The sequence below is a fragment of the Bifidobacterium parmae genome, assembly GCF_002860365.1.
GTDB lineage: Bacteria > Actinomycetota > Actinomycetes > Actinomycetales > Bifidobacteriaceae > Bifidobacterium > Bifidobacterium parmae.
Map to the genome: position 1 here is coordinate 42,157 of NZ_NMWT01000001.1, position 19,570 is coordinate 61,726.

Here is a 19,570-nt window from a genome sequence, read left to right on the forward strand (position 1 = left end):
TGCGGCGTCGCCGCGCGGTCAGCGGCGGTTCCTGCGATCGCGGTCCATCTGTTCGACCATGACGTTGTAGGGGTCTCGGTGCAGGCGGATCTCGTCCTGGACCGCCTTGTCGACCGGACGGAAGAGGAGGAACGCCCCCACGGCCGTGATGGCGCCGCCGATGACCCCGAGCTTCGTGAACGAGCGCGACGACCGGGCGGCATCCAGTGCGGCGCGGACCGTGCCGTAGTTGCGGCTCTCCAGTCGCTTCAGCGTCGCGGTCTTCTCCCCCTCGTCGTGGAACAGGCCGTCGCAGCAGCCCGCCTGCACCGCGGCGATGGTGATCGTATTCGCCTGGGTATGGGCGAACATGTACTTGTTGAGGGCGCGTATGAGCAGCCATGCGATGGGGTAGGCGATGAAGGAGAGCGGGACGTTGCCCGTCGCCATCATGATGCCGTATCCGATGAAGCCCAGTGCGAAGAATCCGATGATGGTGCCGTATTGGGCGTACCACACGGGTCGTGTGAGCTCATGCGGGTCGATGCCGCTGCGGCGGCAGTACTCCACGATCTCCGGCTCGGCGTGGGTCGCCTTGGTCAGCGTCAGCCAGATGCGCATCAGGATGGTGCCGACCAGCAGCGAGACCAGGAACGCCGGTATGAAGGTGATGATCTGGATGATGGGAAGACTGCTGATGATGAAGAGGCATCCGACGATGCCGAAGATGAACGGGAACAGGCCCCGCTCGAGCAGGACCTGCTTGAGCGTCCACGTCCGGTTGAGACGGTCGAAATCGTCGTCCGTGATGCCGGCCGGTGCCGGTTGTGTGGTGGCGTACGTGGGTTGTGTGGTGGCGTAGGCGGATTGCGTCTGCTGCGGGGCCGTGTGGGCCGTGCCGTATGCCGCGTCGTATGACGCGTAGGCGGGTTGCGTCGGCTGCATGGTCGGCATGGTCTGCGTGGATTGGGGGGAGGTCGTCTGCGCGGCGATCGGTTGGCCGCACAATGCGCAGAATTTCGCGTTGGGCTGGTTGGCTGCGTTGCAGTGGGGGCAGATCATGGTCGTTCCTTACTGATGTTGTGTTCCGTCGGTGGTTTCAGGAGATCAGCTGTGCCGCGCGTTCCAATTCTGCGCGGCGACCGTGGGGCCGTTGGCGAGCGCGTCGCCGAGGAAAGCGGTCTGCTCGTTGACGGCGTCGGTGTTGCGGTTGACCGCCGCGGTGGTCCTGGCCTGCGCGGCGATGCCGGCCGCCGACAGTATGTTGCTCATGCGCTGGTTCCACACCTGCTTGCGTTGCATCTCCTCCATGGTCTGGCGGTGCTGCCACAGGTCGAATTCGTCCAGCGCCTCCTTCAGCGTGTTCGCGCGTCCGGAGCTGACGAATTCGTATACTTTGCCGATGGAGGACAGGTCCCACTGGTCGAGTGGGAAGTGGGGGCAGTTGGCGTTGTAGGCGCGTGCGAGCGGGGTGATGTTCTGCTGGTTGATGACGGCGATCTGCTGGTCGAGGCCGGGGAACCGGTCCTGAAGGGCGGCGATCTGCCGTTGCTGCTGTTCCCTGTGCCGCTTGTCCGCCTCCTCCATCATCGGGCGCGATCGCACCTCCATCAGGCAGCCGCCGAGGAACACGGCGATGCCGATGAATTTGCCGATGACCGGTATCAAGGCCACCGCGATTCCGAGCAGGGCGCCGTACAAGCTGCCTCTTCTGGCGAGGCGCAGCGTTCGGTCGTAGACGGGTTTGGAGTGCTGCACCTGGACGATCTGCCGGGCGATGCCCTGCTTCTGTCCGTTCAATGCGTCGAGGTTCTGGAGGTTCTGTTGTATCTGCGTCAGCAGGTTGCGGGCGTTGCCGAGTTCCTGCAGCAGTGCGTCGCGTTCGTTCACGGCGGAGCGTTCCTTTCTTGATGCGGGTCCGGGCGCTTCCCCGAGGGAGGCCGAGGCATACGCGCATTATGATAACTAGCAGTTTGCATAATGCGTGTGGCGGCTTCCGTGGCGTATAGGCCCGTGTCGTGATATCCGGCACCATATGCCGGCGCGGCGATGCGTTGCCGTAGATTCTACGGCAACGCATATCGTTCGCCCACACCATGTGGAAGTGTCGATGTCATCGCCGATGATTCGAAAACGTCGTCGGATGAATATGGGAGGGAATCATGGGATTCTGCAATCAGTGCGGGGCTCCGCTTCGTCAGGGGGCGGCGTTCTGCGACCAGTGCGGGGCCCCGGTCGCGTTGGGGTCCGGGATGCCGCAGGGGGCGCCGTCCGCGGTGCCGATGCCGCCGATGCCCGGCGTGCCGGACGGGACGATCTATGACGCCGGGCCGAACGTCGCCCGTCCCACCGCGTCGATGCCGTCGATGCCGTCGGTGCCGTCATCCGCCGTGCCGCCGGTCTCGCCGGCCGCACCCGCGTCGCCGACGGCCATCGCGGTGGACCCGAAGGCCGCGAAGCGCAAGCGGATCATCCTCATCGTGGTCGCCGCGCTCGCCGCCGTCGCGCTGATCGTCGCCGGCATCGGCTTCCTCGGTTCGCGGTCGGACGACTCGACCGGCAAGCCCGCCGCTGCCGCCACGAAGAAGTCGACGAAGTCCAAGAAGGCGCAGAAGACGGAGAAGAAGTTCGCGTTCGACTCGAAGAAGATCGACTCGATCGTCAAGGACGCGCAGCCGGCCGCCGTCGCCATGGCCACGTCGGACGGCAAGGCCGAATACTCCTCGTCCGGCGCGGGCAAGTCCGGCGTCGCCTCCGGCCTCTACCTGCCGGTCTACCTCGCCGCGACCGACAACGGCAAGAATCCGAACACAACGGCGAGCACGATGCTCAAGACGATGGACAACAACGCCGCCAACCAGCTCATCGACCAGGTGGGCGGATTGGACGCGCTCAACGACTGGCTGAAGAAGAACGGCTACGAGCACACGCAGTACCAGCGCAAGTTCGGCGACACGGCCGCCTCCGCAGCCGGCAAGGAGAACACGACCACCGCCGAGGACGCGACGAACATGCTCATCGTCGTCGACCGGATCGACGCGGGCAAGCTCATGGAGCTCGACACGTCCAAGGAGGGCATCACCGTGCCGTCGTCGATGACCATCCACGGCCATCGCGGGCAGGGCATCGGCGGCGCCTACAACTACTATCTGATCGTCAAGGACGGCGACAGGACCGTCGTCGTCACCGTGATGACCGAGCAGGACAAGTCCGGCGCCGCGGGACTCGTCAACAAGCTGCTCGAGGAGATCCACCAGGAGACGAACCCCGAAGGCGAGGGCGAGGGGAACAAGTCCGGCGACGGGAACACCGCGCAGAACGGCGACGAAGGCTCCGGCACGGCGACGCCGGTGGAGCTCACCCAGTCGTACACGACGCAGTACGGCACCGTGAACGCCGTGACCATGCCGGCGCTGACCTTCCAGTACCCGTCCGATTGGACGATCACCGACAACACCGTGAACCAGTACGTCGAGGAGGTGGATCTTTCCAATTCCCGTGGCGTGCAATTGCGGTACCTGTACGGGATGGACGGGTACAGCGGCTGCGGGCGTTACCAGTGGAGCTCCGACATCGCCAAGGTGGCCGACGCGCAGTTCAACGCGCCTGCCGTGCAGGCGACGCAATACGATCTCGGCCCGTTCATGGTCGCCTCGTTCAACGACGACATGTACGCGTTGACCCCCGAATCGATGCAGGGCCACCACGACTTCGTGGGAGAGCCTCAGTGCGTGCTGGCATTCGATTGGGCCGGCTCCACTTCGTTCGTGGTCGCCAACAACCAGCACGGCCTCACCGATCAGGAGCGGCGCGAGGTCATCGCCATCCTCGCCAGCCTCAAGGGCTGACCGCCGACGGGCCGGCGCCGGCCGCGCACGATCCGGGCGCCGGCCCCTCGCGCGCCCGGATCAGCCGTGCAGGCCGGCGAGGAACTCCTGGTATTCACGCTCCTCGGCCGGGGTGAGCCGCCACGCGCCCTCGTCGGTCATCGGGTCGTCGTCCGGCTCGAAGAACCGCAGCATCGACTCGGGGCACCCCACCGGGGCGACGAGATTGTGGTCGTAGAGGAACTCGGTGACGGCGTACCCGTCCACCGTGATCCGGTACTGGTCCCACGCCTCGTCCCAGTCGTCGAACAGCGACGGGTCGTCGTCCGGCGCGTTGACGCCCGCATCGGACGGCTCCGCCGCGGCAGATCCCGCGCTCATGCGCGGATCCGCGCCGACCGCGAATCCGATGTGCGCCGCCCCGTCCGACTCGTATCGCCGGTCCTGAGGCGTCAGGATGACGAAGAAGCATTGGTCGTCGGTGTCCACGTCGATCATGTCGGCGAGCCAGTCGCGCCCCAGCATCATCAGCGTGACGCCGGTGCGCGCGTCGGAGCGCAGCGGGATGACGAGCTCCGCATAGTCCGCGTCGTGCCGGACCAGCTCGTGCAGCCGGCGGATGTCGCGTTCGGGGACGTCGCCCACGAACGCGTCAGTCTTCCGGTTCGCATCGTCGGAGAGCCGCAGATGATGCCGTTCGCATAGCACGTCGATGAGTCTGAGCATCTTGTTCTTCGTGCGCGACTTGCGTTTCGCCGTGCCGCGCCGGGAGACGACGACCGGCACGCCGCGGTTGTCGAGGAAATCCTCGCATTGCCGGCACAGCCGCCGCCGCTGCGCCTCGTCGCCGGGATCATAGGGCGTGCCGCCCTCCTCCAGCAGTCGACGATGGTAGTCGAACAGCGCCGATGCCGTGACGTCGCCGTCCTGTCGGCACAGGACGTAGTCATCGTGCAGCCGCGCCAGCAGGTCATCGCCGAAATCGTAGGCGCCCGGCCCCCGTGTCCCGTCGCTCATCGCGTGCTCCTCGTCTTCATCCAAGTGCGGCGGCACACGCTGTCCACCGCGCGCAGCAGTCCGTCCACGTCGGCGGATTCGCCATAGTCCATGGCGCGGCGGCGTCTCCACAGCAGCCGTTGCAGTCGCGTGACGTCGATCACGAACGGGACGTACCGGTCGTTCCCCGCGAATCCCACCTCCGCGGTCGCGCACAGGTAGCGGTCCACGGCCTGTTCGACCGCCGCCGGCAGCGCCGCGAGCGCCGCGGCGGCGGTCGGCAACGGGTCGTGGCGGACGTCGGTCGGCCACGTCGCGTCGCGCTCCTCCCGGTAGCCGCGTGCCAGCAGCGCGTGGGAGTCGCGGTATCGCGCGGAATCGAACACGGCGTACGGCTCGTCGAACGTCTCGTCCGCATGGTCCAGCCGATAGCGCAGGTCGTACGGGTTGCGTCCGATCTCGTCGGACTTGCAGAAGGCGAGATCGTCGGGGATCTTGTCGATGAGCGCGAGCGTGCGCGAGCTCGGCAATCGTGGATGGTCGGGACGGTCGGCGCGGACGATGTCGTAGCCGTAGACGCCGCGCGTGGTACCGGTCGCGTCGGGCTCGCCGGTCTGTGTGTACGGGGTGAACACCTGCGGCGCGCACAGGTCGATGAGGTCGGTGAAGGTCATCTCGTCGAAGCGGATCGTGAGGAACGCGACCGCGCAGTACAGGGCGGCGTCGAGCAGTGCCGCGTCGACCGCATCGCCGTCGGCGGCGTGTGCCGCGTTGGCGGTCGCGATGCAGCTCGACAGCGCGTACGCGGCGTCGTCGTCGTATCCGCTGCCGGCGAGATCCCACCATCGGTCGTCGGCGGAGGCGTGCAACCGGACGTACCGTCCCGTCGCCATCGCGGCGAGCTGGGAGAACGCCGACCGTGTCCGGGAACGCAGCCGGTCCCGTTCCTCCGCGCTCGTGGCGGCGTCGTCGACGATGGAGCGCATCATGCCTTCGGTGTCTCGCAACAGCCGGTGCATGCGCGCGAGCTTGCCGTAGACGGTGCTGGTGGACGGATCGTTCATCGTGTGCCTCGCAACGTTGCCCATGTCGTGTCTCCTTTCATCGTAGCGATGCCGCCACGATATGGAGGTGGCGATCCCACAAACCGTAGAATCTACGAAACCGGTTTTCGTGGGACGCATATCGTCATTCCCGTCACGACGACGAAAGGAACGGATGATGCCGATGACGGGGAACAAGGCGGATGCGCGAAGGTTGGCGCGCATCCCCTTGGAGACGCGGTTCCGACGGCTGGCGGAGGATTGCCGGCACACCACGCCCGACTACGCGATCTCGCTGCTGCGCCGGTTCGCGCGCATGCCGCTGCACGACTACTGCGACGAGGCCGACATCCTCGACGGGGACCGAAGCGGCTTCGTGCGGCCGCGCCTCCTCGACGATCTGCGGCTCGCCGTGGAGGAGATCGGCCGCGGCGACCGGGACGCTCCCTGTGACCGCCGCGGCGCGCCGGCGATGGCCTTCGACGCGGACACGACCGTGGCGCGGTTCTCGGCGATGTTGCGCGACAGGCTGCTGCGCTGCGACGCGGACGACCTGTGGCTGCCGCGGCCCGACTGCGACGGCGTCGACGAGGTGATGGCCGTCGTCGACGTCCTCGTCCGCCCGCTCGGGCAAGGGCTCGACGACGGGGAGGACAAAGGGGCGTCGCGCCGCCGACGATCCCGCCGGACAAGGGAGGGCGCGGTCACGTTCACCCAGCCGCTCGACGCCGCCGGGTGGCGCGGCGGCCGGACGGGCGGACGGGCGGCGATCGAACGGATACCGCTTGAACGGCGGCTGCGCGACGCCCGCGACCACGCCGACCTGTGGGCCCGACCGGCCAGCGGCCGCGACCGGACCCTGCTCGATCGTGTGCGCCGGCTGCAATTGGCGGACTGCTTCGAGGCCTACGAATGGATTCTCGGCGACGTGGCCGTACCGATGCGGCGCCGGGCGTTCGCGCGCGTGGAACGACTGGGCGTGACCATCCTGCCGATGCTCGGCGAGACGTCCGCCGCGCAGACGGAGGCCAATCGGAACGCATGCTCGGCGGATGGAACGTCCCCGATCCTGACCCGTCCCATGGGCGATGACGACGCCGACGTGAACCTCGTCGCCGTCATCGCGCCGTTGGCGGTGATGGCCGACCGCGGGCTCGCCTAGACGGGGTCGCCCCACGTATGGCCGGAGGCGGACGCCGCCGAGCCGAGGACCAGGAAACGGACGAAACGAAAGGGAGACATATGGACATGACGACCATGAAGAACATGGAGCAGGCGCCGGGCAGCGGCTCGGGCCCCAAGGGGAGGATCCTCGCCGCGGGGCGCACGGTCACCAACGACACCCGCGTATCCCGGCTCAACAACAACGACCTGGTGATCGGGCCGTCCGGCGCGGGCAAGACCCGCGGCTACGTCAAACCCAATCTGCTGCAATGCGAGGAATCGGTCATCGTGACCGACACGAAAGGCAACCTCGCGCGTGAGATCGGCCCCGCGCTCGCCGCCCGCGGCTACCGCGTGGCATGCGTCGACTTCACCGACGTCGCCGGCTGGGGGTCGAGCCCCATACGCGGCGTGCCCGGTGCGGCCATGCTCGGCTACAATCCGCTCGACTTCATCCGCACCGCCCCCGACGGCTCGTTCAGCGAGCAGGACGTCGTCGCCATCGCCTCCGCCGTCAGTCCGATCGAGGACCACCGCGACCCCTTCTGGGACAGCGCCGGCGCCATGTACCTCTCCGCGTTCATCGCCTACGTGATGCAATGTCTGCCCGACGAGGAGCGCACGTTCGCCTCCGTGCAACGCATGGTGAGCGTGATGGGCGAGGACTCCATCGCCGTCATGATGGACGAGATGTGCGAGATCGACCCGCGGGGACTGGTCGCCAGACGCTGGCGGTCGATCAAGGCCTCTCGGACGGCCGAGAAGATGGACGCCAGCATCCGCGGCATCCTCGAATCGAAACTCGCGCCGATGTCGTTCGGCGGCGCGACCGCCATGTTCACCCGCGCCGAGCGCATCGACTTCACGCGGCTCGCCACCGGACGATGGGCGGTGTTCGTCAACGTCTCCGACACCGACCGGTCGATGGACCGCATGATCAACCTGTTCTACACGCAGGCGTTGCAGCAGCTGTGCCGGTACGCCGACACCGCGTGCGACGACAACCGGCTTCCGGTGCCGGTGCGCCTCTACCTCGACGATTTCGCGACGAATTGCCGAATCCCCGATTTCGACAAGGTGATCGCGGTGATCCGTTCGCGCGGAATCTCCGTCAGCGTGATCCTCCAGTCGCTCACCCAGCTGGACGGCATGTACGGGGAGGCCGTGGCCGCCAGCATCGTCGACAACTGCGACCACTGGCTGTACCTGGGCGGGCAGGACGTGCAGACCGCGCGACGGATCGGACTGCGCGCCGGACTCCCGCTGGACGAGGTGCTGCGGATGCCGCTCGACAGGCTCTACCTGTTCGAGCGCGGACGCGGCCCCGAACTGGCGCGGCCCTACGACCTGACCGATCACCCGCTCTACCGGAAGACCCCGGAGGGGCGGCGCGCCGTCGCTGCCGCGGCTCAGGCCGTGGAAGCCGCGGAACGCATCCTCGCCGGCTGCGACGAGGCCGGAAAATGCTAACTGAGCGTTAGTGGTGCTTTGGTGTCCGTTGCACTGCAATGGGCACCATGTCAACCACGAGTTATCAGCGCTTCCTTTGGACGGTCGGCCGCCGCATCCAGAGCTTCCGCAAATCCCGTGGTCTCTCGCAGGAGCAGCTGGCGGAACGGCTCGACATGGACCGCGTCTCGATCGGCTACATCGAACAGGGGCGGCGCTCACCCAAGCTCTCCACGCTGTACGCCATCGCCGGCGTGCTCGGCATCCACGTGTACGACATCTTCATCGGTGCGGAACCAGACGGGACGGACGGAACGGAGCACGTCCCGAAGCGTATGCGCGGCGCGGACCATTCCGGAATCCAACAGGACCAATGGAACCTGCAGGCGCGCCGCAGCCTCCTCGCCGCCGAAAGCCTTGGAACAGACAAGGAGCGGGGCATCCAACCCGAATCGCGCTAGAGTGAGAGCCATGCGATCGGGAATCGGGAATCGGGAATCATCGAACAACGCGGCATCGAACCGCGCGCACGCTCCGTTGCGCCTGTGGATGTCCGGCATCCGTCCGAAGACGCTGCCCGCGTCGATCGCGCCGGTGCTGGTCGGCGCCGCCTGCGCGTGGCGGCTGCTCGACGCGCCGGCCGCCCGCAGCTGCATCTCGATCGACGAGCGCGTCTGGGCCGATCTGGAGACGGCCCAAGGCCCGTGCTTCGTCCCTTGGTACGCCTACGACGGCGCGTTCGCCCGGTTCTCCGCCATGACGCTCCTGTGCGTCGGCGTCGCCCTGTTCCTCCAGATCGCCGTCAACTTCGCCAACGACTACTCCGACGGCGTCCGCGGCACGGACGCGTCGCGCGGCGGCAGCGAGGCGGCGAGCGGCAAGCCGCGCCGCCTCGTCGCGTCCGGCCTCGTGCCGCCGAGACGCGTGCTCGCCGCGGCCGGCGTCGCCGCCGCGCTCGCCTGCGCGTGCGGTCTCGCCGTCGCCGCGCTGTCCGGGCAATACTGGCTGATCGGCGTCGGCGCGTTGTGCGTCATCGCCGGATGGTGCTACACCGGCGGCCGCCACCCCTACGGATACGCGGGTTTCGGCGAGGTGTTCGTGTTCGTGTTCTTCGGTCTGGTCGCCACGCTCGGCACGCAGTTCGCCATCGCGCGGAGCTTCGACGGCTTCGGCATGCCCGACACGTGGCGGATCGCGTTCGAGACGCCGCTCACGGTGCCGGCCAAGTCGGCGGCGGCCGGCTGGACCGTATGGTCGATGCTGTGGGACGGCGAGTACGGCGTCGACGGGATGGGGATCCTCGCCGCCGTCTGCTGCGGCATCAACGCGATGCTGCTGCTCATGGTCAACAATCTGCGCGACGTCGACGACGATCGCATACACGGCAAATGCACGCTCGCCGTGCGCCTGGGCGCACGCGGCGCGCGGATCATGCTCGTCGTGTGCGCGGCCGTGGAGTGGATGGTCGCCGGATACCTGATGGTCGCGTCGGGTCTCGTCGCGGCCGACCGGGTGTCGTTCGCGGCGACCGGCCACGTCGGGCGGATGCCGGGATTGGCGGCGCTGCTCCTGCTGGTCGCGGCGGGCGTCGGCCTGGCGCTGCTGGCCGGCATCGTGCTGAACGTGTCGCGCGCTCGGTACGGCGTCGCCCTGAAGCTCGCCGGACTCAACGCCCTGTGGTTCGCCGTCGCGTTCGCCGTGCTCACGATGGTCGCCACCGGCGCCCCCGACGAAACCATCGCCGCTTAGTCCCTCCGGCCGGCCGATTGTTTACCCAAACGTTGCCGAGAAACGTGGGATTCATGTTCGTGTCTGGGCCGGACTGGCGGTAGACTGGCCGTATGTCTTACAAACTGGTACTGCTCCGTCACGGACAGAGCGCATGGAACAAAACCAATCAGTTCACCGGCTGGGTCGACGTCCCGCTGACCGAGCAGGGTGAAGCCGAAGCCAAGCGTGGCGGCGAGCTGCTCAAGGAGAAGAACGTCCTCCCGGACATCGTGTTCACCTCCCTGCTGCGTCGCGCCATCAACACCGCCAACATCGCGCTGGACGCCGCGGACCGCCTGTGGATCCCAGTCGAGCGCAACTGGCGTCTCAACGAGCGTCACTACGGCGCTCTGCAGGGCAAGAACAAGACGGAGATCCGTCAGGAGTATGGCGACGAGAAGTTCATGCTGTGGCGCCGCTCCTACGCGACCCCGCCGCCCGAGATCGACCCGAACGACGAGTACGCGCAGAACCACGACCCGCGCTACACCGGCGATCCGGTTCCGGAAGCCGAGTGCCTGGCCGATGTCGTCAAGCGCGTCGAGCCGTACTTCAAGTCCGCCATCGAGCCCGAGCTCAAGGCCGGCAAGACCGTCCTGATCGCCGCCCACGGCAACTCGCTGCGTGCCATCGTCAAGATGCTCGACAACCTGTCCGAGGAGGAGATCGCCAAGGTCAACATCCCGACCGCCATCCCGCTGCTGTACGAGCTGGACGAGGACTTCAAGCCGATCAAGCCGCGTGGCGAGTACCTGGACCCGGAGGCCGCCGCCGCCGGTGCCGCCGCCGTCGCCGCCCAGGGCCAGAAGTGAGCCCCACGATTCATCACTGAATCACGGTAACCGAAGGGGGGACGCTCCACGAAGGAGCGTCCCCCTTATTGTTGCCCTGCGGCAGGGCAATGGTTGTTGCCCCCGCTGGCGGGGGCTCCCGGCGAAGCCGGGTGGGGGTGGTCGCCGGCCGGCGAGACCACCCTCAGTCTCACTGCGTTCGACAGCTCCCGCCAGCGGGAGCGGAAATACGTCATGCATGTGTGTGCGTGTCCGTTACGGGAGCGGGATGTCGTCATGCATGTGCGTGCTTGACCGTTGCGTCGGCGGGAGCGGGATACCGTCATACGCGCATGTCCTGTGCCGCAATCCGCATATAACAAAACGACGCAAGACCAGTCAAGGCCATTGCGCCGTTTCGGGCCCTCCCTGGGGAGGAAATTCGTCATCCGTCCAGACAGCCGGACGGAACCTTACTCGATCGAGCCTTCCTCGTCACGGCTCGGCTCCTTCGACGGATCGAAGCCGGAGACGATGAACACGACGCGACGCGCGGCCGAGACCGCGTGGTCGCCGAGGCGCTCGAGGAAGCGGCCGAGCAGCACGACGTCGATGAGCTGCTGACGGCTGATCTCCTCGCTTTCGTCAAGCGCGAACTCGAAGGTTTTGTGGTGCAGAGCGTCGAGCTTGTCGTCGTTGGCGATGATGCGCTCGGCGGTCTTGGCGTCGCGGTCGGCGAGCATGCTCACCACGTCGTCGGACGTCTCGTCCAGGAAGTCCTGCATCTGCTGGAACGTCTCCTTCGCGCCCTCAGGCAGCGCGGAGGCGGGGTAGGCGCGGCGCGCGGTCTCCGCCACGTGCTTGGCGAGATCGCCCATACGCTCGAACGTGGTGGCCAGACGCATCGTGGAGACCACGACGCGCAGGTCGGTGGCGACCGGGTTCTGCTTGGCGAGCAGCTTCACGCACTGGTCGACGACGCTCTCCTCAAGGGCGTCCAGCTCGATGTCGCCATCGATCACGGTCTGGGCGGCCTCCACGTCCTGCTTGAGCAGGGCGTCGCCGGCGCCGCGGATGGACTTACGCACACCCTGCGCCATACGGTCAAGGTCGTCGGCCACGGCCTTGAGCTCTTCGTTAAAGATAACGCGCATTGTCTTCAGCCTTTCATCTTTCTTCGGCCATGGACGGGCGACGGTCATGCGCAGCCCGCACCTCACGGCAACCTCTCCCATTTTATGCGAGTACCGGCGCTTTCGCGACAACGTAGCGCAATCGCCATCTGTTGTTGGTTGCACGTTCACTGCTACGTTCACCAAGTATTCAACTACACGGCATGTCGCCGCATCCGACACGCCCGGTGTGGGAGAATGGAACGCATGTATGATTCCCCGCTGCCGTCGATCCTCGTGTCGTCGGTCTTCGGCGTGATGGGTCTCGCCATCGCGCTCGCCGTCCTGCTGTTCATCATCGATCATGTCGAACCGATCGTGGAGCGTCTGCTCGGGGGAGCGTCGTTCACCGAATGGCTCGGCAATCTCATCGGACGCAAGACGCGCGGGCTGCGGCGGCGCCGCGACGACGGCGACGGCGACGCCGGCCTCGACGCGTCGACGGAATCGCTGCTGTCGATCCTGCCGAGCGCGTCGCTGATCGTCGACCGCGACGGCGACGTGGTGCGCGCGAACCCGCAGTCGTACCGTCTCGGCATCGTCCAGGACGACAGCATCGTCAACGAGAAGGTGGTGGAGGCGGTGCGCGAGGTGTTCGCCACCGGCGGCAGGCGGCGTTTCGATTTGGAGACGGAGACGCCGGAACGGTTCGTCACGGCGTCCGACGGCGACACGCAGTCCGGTGCGGGCGTCGCGCCGGGCGCACGGCCCGGCGTGCGACGCCCGAACTGGCTGAAGGTGACGGTCGGGCGCGTGGACGAGCGCCACGTCGTCGTCCTCATCGACGACGTGAGCGAGACGGTGCGGTTCGCGCAGATCCGCGACTCGTTCATCATCAACGTGTCCGAGCAGCTGCTGGGGCCGACCGAGGCGCTGGGGCGTCTCGCCGACGATCTGGAGGCCGGCGGCGGGGACGGGAACGGTCCCGACCGCGTGCGCATCGAGGCGGACGCGCGTGAGGTGCGCACGACCAGCAACCATCTCAACCACATGGTCTCCGACCTGCTGCTGCTCATCAAGGCGCAGGAGCCGATCGTGCCGTCCGCCGCGAACCGTCTCGACGTGATGGACGAGGTGCGTGCGGTGAAGGCGTCGCTCGCGCAGAAGAGCGCCGATTTCGGCGTCGACGTGAACGTGGAGGGCGACGATTCGCTCGTCGTCAACGGCGATTCCGGGCAGATCCGCACGGCCCTGGCAAAGCTCGTCGAGAACGCGATCGAGTATTCGCCGCGCGGCGGGTATGTGGGCGTGTCCGTGGAGGCGGACGAGATGCGCCGCCACGCGGTGATCCGCGTGATCGACCAGGGCAAGGGCATTCCGAAGCGCGAGCAGTCGCGCATCTTCGAACGGTTCTACCGCGGCGCCGACCAGAGCGCGCGCACCGCGGACGGCGTGGGATTGGGATTGTCGATCGTCAAGCATGTGGCGCTCACCCACCACGGCACCGTCGCCGTATGGTCCGCGCCCGGCCAGGGCAGCACGTTCACCCTCACCCTGCCCATCGCCCGCTGAATGAGGCCATGCGATCGCGCATGACGTTTTGTCAAGGCCCCCGCCGGCGGGGGCTCCCGGCGAAAGCCGGGTGGGGGTGGTCGCTGCGCGGCGGGAAACCACCCTCAGTCTCGCTTCGCGAGCCAGCCCCCGCCAGCGGGAGCGGAAGGACTACTGGCCGAGACGCCGGTAGTCCCAGCGGTCGAAATGCTCCCAGATGAGCATGAGCACGCCGACGACCACGCCCGCCGCGCAGACGATCAGCGGCGTGGCGACGTCGAATCCGAGCGCGTCGAGGATGAAGCACACGATTAGCGCCACGCACCACAGGCCGGTGCCGATGAGGAACACGGTGCGCAGGTCCACGCGCACCGGTTTGGGCGCCGGCCTGCGCACCGCGGGGTCGAGTATCGGGGCGAATCGCAATTTCACAGCGACCACCTTACCGCATGCCCGCCGCACATGCCATGCGTCAGAGGGGCTCGTCACAGGCGTGCGACGACGTAGTCGATGCACGCGGTGAGCGCGGCGACGTCCGACGGTTCGACGGACGGGAACACGCCGACGCGCAGCTGGTTGCGGCCGAGCTTGCGGTATCCGGACGTGTCGACGATGCCGTTCTCGCGCAGCGCGGCCACGACCTCGGAGGCGGGGACCGCGTCGTCCAGGTCGATGGTGACGACCGCGTGGGAGCGCGCGCCCTCGTCGGCGACGAACGGCTTCGCGTAGTCGGAGCGCTCCGCCCACGAGTAGAGGATGGACGCGGATTTGGCGCAACGGGCGGTCGCCCAGTCCATGCCGCCGTTGTCGTTGAGCCAGCGCACCTGGTTCTCCATCATGATGAGCGTGGCCACGGCGGGCGTGTTGAGCGTCTGGTCCTTGCGCGAGTTGTCCAGCGCCTTCGTGAGCGACAGGAACGGCGGCACCCAGCGGCTCGCGCCGGGCAGTCCCGCGTTCGCCTCGACGCGCGCGGCGCGTTCGACGGCGGCGGGGGAGAGGACCGCGACCCACAGGCCGCCGTCCGAGCCGAACGCCTTCTGCGGGGAGAAGTAGTAGGCATCGGTCTGGCTTACGTCGACCGGCAGCGCGCCGGCGGCGGACGTGCCGTCGACGAGCGTGATTGCGCCTTGTTCGACGCTTCCCTCGACGCGGCGCACCGGGGCGGCGACGCCGGTGGAGGTCTCGTTGTGCGCCCAGCAGTAGGCGTCCACGTCCTCGGTGAACTCCGGCAGACGGTACGTGCCGGGTTCTCCCTTGTAGACGGCCGGATCCTCGAGGAACGGGGCCGCGGCGGCGGAGGCCGCGAACTTCGCGCTGAACGAACCGTAGGCGCCGTATGCGGCGCGGCGGGTGATGAGCGAGGCGCAGGCGATCTCCCAGAAGCAGCTGGCGCCGCCGTTGCCGAGCGCGATCTCGTAGCCGTCCGGCACGTGGAAGAAGGATTCGAGGCCTTCGCGAATCGAGCCGACGAGCTGGCGCACCGGGGTCTGGCGGTGGGATGTGCCCAGCAGCGTGGTGGCGCCGGCGTCGAGCGCGGCGACCTGTTCGGGGCGGATCTTGCTGGGCCCGGAGCCGAATCGGCCGTCCTCGGGCAGCATGTCGGAGGGGATGTTCACTGAATTGGCCATGCGCACCACCCTAGCCAATCGCGCGGCCGGGTGGCCGGGGTCTCCATATATCGGCCGCTGGTGACCGCATCGCGGATACGGCGTCGGATCGCATGGAGGATCGCGTGGATGGCCGCATGGACGGCCGTATGGTGAACGCGTGGTGGCCGGCATGTGATGGCGTCGTGCATGCGTCATGCCGGTGTCGAACCGGTGTCGAACCGGTTCGACACCCCTAGGGGGTTTGCCTGAGGGAGGGGGTCGTTGTAGGGTGGCGAATTGTGACGGTGAAGGGTGCCGTCTGCAGAGGTACCCTCCCAACCCACCAAGGAGCTGATACTGTATGAGGCATGCTGCACACAAGGCGGCCGGAAACACCGCCAAGGGCAACGGATCGAACAGCCTGCTGGGACTGTTCTCCGGATCCCGCGGCACCCACACGCGTGGCAACGTGATCGCCATGCAGATGGCGGGGAACAACGGCGCCGTGCTCGGTCTCGACGAGGCGGTGGCCAGCAAGCTCAACGAACTCGCGCCGATGTCGCGCCGCGCCATCCGCGAGGCGGCCCGTGCGGCCGAGCGTCGTAACTTCATCGTCGGATCCGCGTCCCTCGCGGCTCTGGCGGGCACCGCGGCGACCGCGGTGGCCTTCGCCAGCCCGTCCGACGACGGCGTCTCCTTCACCACTGCCGACGCGGCCACGACGACCACGCAGATCCAGGCCGTCAAGGGCGCCGCGTCCCGTTCCGACGTGCGCACCCCGCTGACCGGCACCACGGACGACACCGCGTCCAGCACCGTGGCGGGCGATTCCACGCAGCAGCAGTCCGACGCGGACGTGCAGACCCAGCAGACCTCGAACGAGGGCTCCTGGTCGCTCGGCGACGCCGACACCGCGATCGACTCCAAGCAGATGTCCAAGTCCCTCGCCAACAACGAGAACGTCGCCAAGCTCATGGACCAGGACGGCAGCCTCCTGCCGGCCGGCTTCAACCCGAACCACGCCACCGGCGACATCGGCAACGCCTACGAGTTCAGCCAGTGCACCTGGTGGGTGTACGTGCGCCGCCACGAGCTCGGCCTTCCGGTCGGCTCGCACATGGGCAACGGCAACATGTGGGCCAACTCCGCGCGCGCCCTCGGCTACTGGGTCGACAACACCCCGCGCCACGTGGGCGACATCATGGTCTTCCGCGCCGGCCAGGAAGGCACCGACTCGACCTACGGCCACGTCGCCATCGTCGAGAAGATCAACGCCGACGGCTCCATCGTCACCTCCGAGTGCGGCTCCGTGATGAACGGCAAGACCTACTCGAAGACCTACACGAACGTCTCCGACTTCGAATACATCCACTACTGATTCGTGTTCCCGCTCACATCCGCCATTTGCGGCGGATTGTGAGATATCCGTCATTCACCGGCGTGTCGCCCTTGATTTCCCTCAGGGCCATGGACAATCCATATCCCGGGGCCACCCCGGGTGCTACCGTAAGGTTCCGATGAAGAATTTGAAGCAAACCGTAATCGCATTCACCGCGGCCATCGCCGCCTGCGCGACGTTCATCGCCGTCGCGCCGGCCGCCACCGCCGCCGACCAGAACTCCGCCGTGGTCTCCTCCGAGCGTTCGTTCCCGAAGACCACGACCGCCCGCAAGAACCTCCTCAAGGAGTCCACCTCCACCGACGTGGAGTCCGACTCCAACTGGGGCGGCATCGAGTCCCTGAACGTGCCGCAGACCAAGTCGCAGGCCGAGAAGGACGCCGAGGCCAAGGCCCAGCAGGAGGCCGCCGAGAAGGCCGCTGAGAAGGCCGCCCAGGCCCAGACCCAGGCCGCCAGCCGTTCCGCGACCCGCGAGTCCTTCGACACGTCCAACCTGCCGGCCGCCACCGGCAACGCGGCGGGCATCGTGGCGCTCGGCCTCGCCATCGCCGCCGACGACCGCTATGTCTACGGCGGCTGCAACCCGCCGTACAACATGGACTGCTCCTGCTTCGTCCAGTACGTCTTCGGTCAGAACGGCATCTCCCTGCCCCGCACCTCCGGCGCGCAGGCCACCGTCGGCGTCGCCGTCCCGAGCCTCGCCGAGGCGCAGCCGGGCGACATCATCGCCAACGCGAACCACGCCGCCATCTACATCGGCAACGGCATGGTCGTGGACGCCGAGAACTACGGCTACGGCATCCGCACCAACCCGGTCAGCTGGTCCTTCGGCGGTTCCAGCTACTCCATCCGTCGCGTCGGCTGATTCCGGCTCACGCTTCATTTCTTGACGAAACGCGTCTCCCCGCCGGGGAGGCGCGTTTTGCGTTCTACGGGGAAACGGGGGAGAAACGCGTTGCGACACGAGTGAAGTATTTCACGCGGATGACACGCGATAACCGCCCGCGACGGGGTATTGTGGGATGCACAGGGGGCGATGTCGCCAACGGCATGACGGCATCGCGTATAACTCAAGGAGGTCGTCATGATCAACGACAAGGCCATACTCGTCGGCGTTGACGGGTCGAATGCCAGCTACAAGGCCGCCTGGTGGGCGGCGAACTACGCCAAGCATGCGGGACTCACGCTGCAGATCGTCTGCGCGTACTCCCTGCCCAGCTACGCGGCCGTCAGCTTCGACGCCACGTACACCGCGATGGGCGACGACAACGCGGCCCACTCCGACGCGCAGGAGATCCTGTCCAAGGCGAAGGCCATCGCCGACGAGCAGGGCGTCCAGGCGGCCACGCTGATCGTGACCGGCGACCCGGCGTCCGTGTTCGTCGAACTGTCGCGCAACTACAACCTCATCGTCATCGGCAACCGCGGCAAGGGCGGACTCGCGGAGCGTCTGCTCGGCACCACATCCTCGTCGCTGCCCGCCTACGCGTACTGCCCGATCGTCGTCGTGCCCTACACCGACGACGACGGCAACCTCATGCACCTCAACAACACGATCACCAAGGTGGCGGTCGGCTCCGACGAGTCCAAGTGGGGCTTGAAGGCCCTCGACATCGCCGCCTCCTTCGCGCACGCGTGGGGCGCCGAGCTCGACGTCATCTCCGCCGCGCCGCAGGGCAAGGGTGCCGACGACGAGGTGTACGCCTCCTTCATGGACGATCTGGAGACGCGCGTCAAGCCGCTCGAGGAGCAGTATCCGGATCTGAAGATCGAGAAGCGCATCGTGCCCGGCTCCGCCGTCGATGCGCTCACCAAGGCCAGCTACGACCATGACGTCGTCGTCGTGGGTTCGCGCGGCCGCGGCGGCTTCACCGGCCTGCTGCTCGGCTCCACCAGCCAGGGGCTGCTGCAGCACTCGGTCGGCCCGGTCTACGTCGTGCCGCGCAAGTACGTGGAGGCGGCGGAGAGCCGTCTCGACACCGTGCCGAGCTCGCCGGCCGAGGTCAAGCCGAAGCCGCTCGAAGACATCAGCGGCGTCAAGGAGGTCCCGGTCGAGCCTGCCGAGCCCGAGGTCGTCCAGCAGATCGAAAAGACCATCGACCCCGAACACTGAAAGGCCATGCGCGCCGCGCATGACCATATATTTCGCCCCCGCCGGCGGTGATCGGGAGGCGGTCATATGATTCGCCCCCCGCCGGCGGTGATCGGGGCCGGCCATATAACTTGCCCCCGCTGGCGGGGGCTGTCAGCGAAGCTGACTGGGGGTGGTCGAAGCCAAGCCTCTGACCACCCCCAGTCGTGTTCCACACGACAGCCCCCGCCAGCGGGGGCCCTTTCGTCCGTCCTGCTTACAGTCCCTCGTCAGAGGGCCGCTTTCGTCCGCCTTACTTCTTGATCGTCACTTCCATGCGGACGGGGGTCTCCTGCACGTAGGTGTGCTTGACCGTGCAGCCCTTGTCGATGTGGCGGGTGATGCGCTCCTTGAGCTTGGCCGCGTCCTCGTCGCTCAGATCCGAGCCGGTCGCGTCGACGACGACCTGCTCGTCGAAGTTGATGTACGCGTCGTTGTCCGCGTCATAGGTGCCGCCGACGACGATCTTCGCGCCCTTGCCCTCGCCCAGCGTATGCTCGATCGCGAACTGGCTGGACAGCGCCGCGCAGCCGGCCAGCGCGATCTTCATCAGATCGCCCGGCGTGAACTGGCCACGATCCTTGCCGAACTTGATGTGCGCGCCGTCCTCGCTGAACGCGTCCCACGAACCGTCCTTGTTGCGCTCGACCCACAGTCGCTTGGCCATGATGACTCCTCGTCTATCCGTGCGGCGCGCCTGTCGCGTCGCGACCATCTCCAATCTAGCCGAAAACCGTCGTCTTCGCCGCAAACGGCCATCCGCCGCAAAGCCGACTGAGGGGGTCACGCT

General features: G+C 67.3%; 18 protein-coding genes. 10 read left to right on the forward strand and 8 right to left on the reverse strand.

Going from position 1 to position 19,570, the window contains the following annotated elements:
- Positions 1-18: 18 nt before the first annotated feature.
- Positions 19-1,041: a zinc ribbon domain-containing protein gene (locus Uis4E_RS00150; RefSeq protein ID WP_101621280.1), complete on the reverse strand. Its 1,023-nt coding sequence runs from the start codon at positions 1,039-1,041 to the stop codon at positions 19-21.
- 45 nt (positions 1,042-1,086) lie between these two features.
- Positions 1,087-1,869: a hypothetical protein gene (locus Uis4E_RS00155; protein ID WP_101621281.1), complete on the reverse strand. Its 783-nt coding sequence runs from the start codon at positions 1,867-1,869 to the stop codon at positions 1,087-1,089.
- 272 nt (positions 1,870-2,141) lie between these two features.
- Between Uis4E_RS00155 and Uis4E_RS00160 the strand changes: the two genes are divergently transcribed.
- A complete protein-coding gene (locus tag Uis4E_RS00160; RefSeq protein WP_133125350.1) occupies positions 2,142-3,827 on the forward strand; it encodes a serine hydrolase in 1,686 nt (561 codons plus the stop codon).
- A gap of 60 nt (positions 3,828-3,887) precedes the next feature.
- Here the strand turns inward: Uis4E_RS00160 and Uis4E_RS00165 are convergent, their stop codons facing one another.
- Together Uis4E_RS00165 and Uis4E_RS00170 are read right to left on the reverse strand one after the other, a co-directional pair.
- Positions 3,888-4,823, reverse strand: coding sequence for a hypothetical protein (locus Uis4E_RS00165; protein ID WP_101621283.1), 936 nt, complete (start codon positions 4,821-4,823; stop codon positions 3,888-3,890).
- The gene (locus Uis4E_RS00170) at positions 4,820-5,890 is read right to left on the reverse strand and encodes a hypothetical protein (protein WP_101621284.1); all 1,071 of its coding nucleotides are present in this window, start codon (positions 5,888-5,890) and stop codon (positions 4,820-4,822) included. The genes Uis4E_RS00165 and Uis4E_RS00170 overlap by 4 nt, the downstream gene beginning before the upstream one ends.
- Before the next feature lie 139 nt (positions 5,891-6,029).
- Between Uis4E_RS00170 and Uis4E_RS00175 the strand changes: the two genes are divergently transcribed.
- The 5 genes from Uis4E_RS00175 to Uis4E_RS00195 all read left to right on the forward strand — a co-directional run bounded on the left by Uis4E_RS00175 (position 6,030) and on the right by Uis4E_RS00195 (position 11,040).
- Positions 6,030-7,007: a hypothetical protein gene (locus tag Uis4E_RS00175; RefSeq protein ID WP_133125351.1), complete on the forward strand. Its 978-nt coding sequence runs from the start codon at positions 6,030-6,032 to the stop codon at positions 7,005-7,007.
- A gap of 80 nt (positions 7,008-7,087) precedes the next feature.
- On the forward strand, positions 7,088-8,479 hold the full coding sequence (locus Uis4E_RS00180) for a VirD4-like conjugal transfer protein, CD1115 family (protein ID WP_165784778.1): 1,392 nt from the start codon (positions 7,088-7,090) through the stop codon (positions 8,477-8,479).
- A 47-nt stretch (positions 8,480-8,526) separates the two neighbouring features.
- The gene (locus tag Uis4E_RS00185) at positions 8,527-8,919 is read left to right on the forward strand and encodes a helix-turn-helix transcriptional regulator (RefSeq protein ID WP_165784779.1); all 393 of its coding nucleotides are present in this window, start codon (positions 8,527-8,529) and stop codon (positions 8,917-8,919) included.
- 10 nt (positions 8,920-8,929) lie between these two features.
- The gene (gene menA, locus Uis4E_RS00190) at positions 8,930-10,207 is read left to right on the forward strand and encodes a 1,4-dihydroxy-2-naphthoate octaprenyltransferase (RefSeq protein WP_133125352.1); all 1,278 of its coding nucleotides are present in this window, start codon (positions 8,930-8,932) and stop codon (positions 10,205-10,207) included.
- 92 nt (positions 10,208-10,299) lie between these two features.
- Positions 10,300-11,040 (forward strand): phosphoglyceromutase, encoded by a 741-nt coding sequence (locus Uis4E_RS00195; RefSeq protein WP_034525883.1) that lies wholly within the window; start codon positions 10,300-10,302, stop codon positions 11,038-11,040.
- A 431-nt stretch (positions 11,041-11,471) separates the two neighbouring features.
- Here the strand turns inward: Uis4E_RS00195 and phoU are convergent, their stop codons facing one another.
- Positions 11,472-12,152, reverse strand: coding sequence for a phosphate signaling complex protein PhoU (phoU, locus tag Uis4E_RS00200; RefSeq protein ID WP_101621289.1), 681 nt, complete (start codon positions 12,150-12,152; stop codon positions 11,472-11,474).
- Positions 12,153-12,377: 225 nt separating this feature from the next.
- Between phoU and Uis4E_RS00205 the strand changes: the two genes are divergently transcribed.
- Positions 12,378-13,682: a sensor histidine kinase gene (locus Uis4E_RS00205; protein ID WP_101621290.1), complete on the forward strand. Its 1,305-nt coding sequence runs from the start codon at positions 12,378-12,380 to the stop codon at positions 13,680-13,682.
- Between the two features lie 150 nt (positions 13,683-13,832).
- Here Uis4E_RS00205 and Uis4E_RS00210 read toward each other — a convergent pair whose 3' ends face one another.
- Both Uis4E_RS00210 and serC read right to left on the reverse strand, forming a co-directional pair.
- Complete coding sequence (locus Uis4E_RS00210; protein WP_101621412.1) at positions 13,833-14,087, reverse strand: DUF2530 domain-containing protein; 255 nt, start codon at positions 14,085-14,087, stop codon at positions 13,833-13,835.
- Between the two features lie 59 nt (positions 14,088-14,146).
- Positions 14,147-15,289, reverse strand: coding sequence for a phosphoserine transaminase (gene serC, locus Uis4E_RS00215; protein ID WP_101621413.1), 1,143 nt, complete (start codon positions 15,287-15,289; stop codon positions 14,147-14,149).
- 322 nt (positions 15,290-15,611) lie between these two features.
- On the opposite strand from serC, the gene Uis4E_RS00220 reads away from it, so the two are divergent.
- The 3 genes from Uis4E_RS00220 (at position 15,612) to Uis4E_RS00230 (ending at position 18,762) form a co-directional block, all read left to right on the forward strand.
- On the forward strand, positions 15,612-16,628 hold the full coding sequence (locus Uis4E_RS00220) for a CHAP domain-containing protein (protein ID WP_101621291.1): 1,017 nt from the start codon (positions 15,612-15,614) through the stop codon (positions 16,626-16,628).
- A gap of 139 nt (positions 16,629-16,767) precedes the next feature.
- Positions 16,768-17,514: a C40 family peptidase gene (locus Uis4E_RS00225; RefSeq protein WP_101621292.1), complete on the forward strand. Its 747-nt coding sequence runs from the start codon at positions 16,768-16,770 to the stop codon at positions 17,512-17,514.
- Positions 17,515-17,733: 219 nt separating this feature from the next.
- Positions 17,734-18,762 (forward strand): universal stress protein, encoded by a 1,029-nt coding sequence (locus Uis4E_RS00230; protein WP_101621293.1) that lies wholly within the window; start codon positions 17,734-17,736, stop codon positions 18,760-18,762.
- A gap of 271 nt (positions 18,763-19,033) precedes the next feature.
- On the opposite strand, the gene Uis4E_RS00235 is transcribed toward Uis4E_RS00230, so the two are convergent.
- Positions 19,034-19,447, reverse strand: a complete 414-nt coding sequence (locus Uis4E_RS00235; RefSeq protein WP_034525863.1) for an OsmC family protein — start codon at positions 19,445-19,447, stop codon at positions 19,034-19,036.
- Positions 19,448-19,570: the final 123 nt, after the last annotated feature.

Coding starts and splice junctions, on each gene's coding strand:
- Uis4E_RS00150 (WP_101621280.1), bottom strand. CDS start 1,041: ATGATCTGCCCCCACTGCAACGCAGCCAACCAGCCCAACGCGAAATTC.
- Uis4E_RS00160 (WP_133125350.1), top strand. CDS start 2,142: ATGGGATTCTGCAATCAGTGCGGGGCTCCGCTTCGTCAGGGGGCGGCG.
- Uis4E_RS00165 (WP_101621283.1), bottom strand. CDS start 4,823: ATGAGCGACGGGACACGGGGGCCGGGCGCCTACGATTTCGGCGATGAC.
- Uis4E_RS00170 (WP_101621284.1), bottom strand. CDS start 5,890: ATGGGCAACGTTGCGAGGCACACGATGAACGATCCGTCCACCAGCACC.
- Uis4E_RS00175 (WP_133125351.1), top strand. CDS start 6,030: ATGACGGGGAACAAGGCGGATGCGCGAAGGTTGGCGCGCATCCCCTTG.
- Uis4E_RS00180 (WP_165784778.1), top strand. CDS start 7,088: ATGGACATGACGACCATGAAGAACATGGAGCAGGCGCCGGGCAGCGGC.
- Uis4E_RS00185 (WP_165784779.1), top strand. CDS start 8,527: ATGTCAACCACGAGTTATCAGCGCTTCCTTTGGACGGTCGGCCGCCGC.
- menA (WP_133125352.1), top strand. CDS start 8,930: ATGCGATCGGGAATCGGGAATCGGGAATCATCGAACAACGCGGCATCG.
- Uis4E_RS00195 (WP_034525883.1), top strand. CDS start 10,300: ATGTCTTACAAACTGGTACTGCTCCGTCACGGACAGAGCGCATGGAAC.
- phoU (WP_101621289.1), bottom strand. CDS start 12,152: ATGCGCGTTATCTTTAACGAAGAGCTCAAGGCCGTGGCCGACGACCTT.
- Uis4E_RS00205 (WP_101621290.1), top strand. CDS start 12,378: ATGTATGATTCCCCGCTGCCGTCGATCCTCGTGTCGTCGGTCTTCGGC.
- serC (WP_101621413.1), bottom strand. CDS start 15,289: ATGGCCAATTCAGTGAACATCCCCTCCGACATGCTGCCCGAGGACGGC.
- Uis4E_RS00220 (WP_101621291.1), top strand. CDS start 15,612: ATGAGGCATGCTGCACACAAGGCGGCCGGAAACACCGCCAAGGGCAAC.
- Uis4E_RS00225 (WP_101621292.1), top strand. CDS start 16,768: ATGAAGAATTTGAAGCAAACCGTAATCGCATTCACCGCGGCCATCGCC.
- Uis4E_RS00230 (WP_101621293.1), top strand. CDS start 17,734: ATGATCAACGACAAGGCCATACTCGTCGGCGTTGACGGGTCGAATGCC.
- Uis4E_RS00235 (WP_034525863.1), bottom strand. CDS start 19,447: ATGGCCAAGCGACTGTGGGTCGAGCGCAACAAGGACGGTTCGTGGGAC.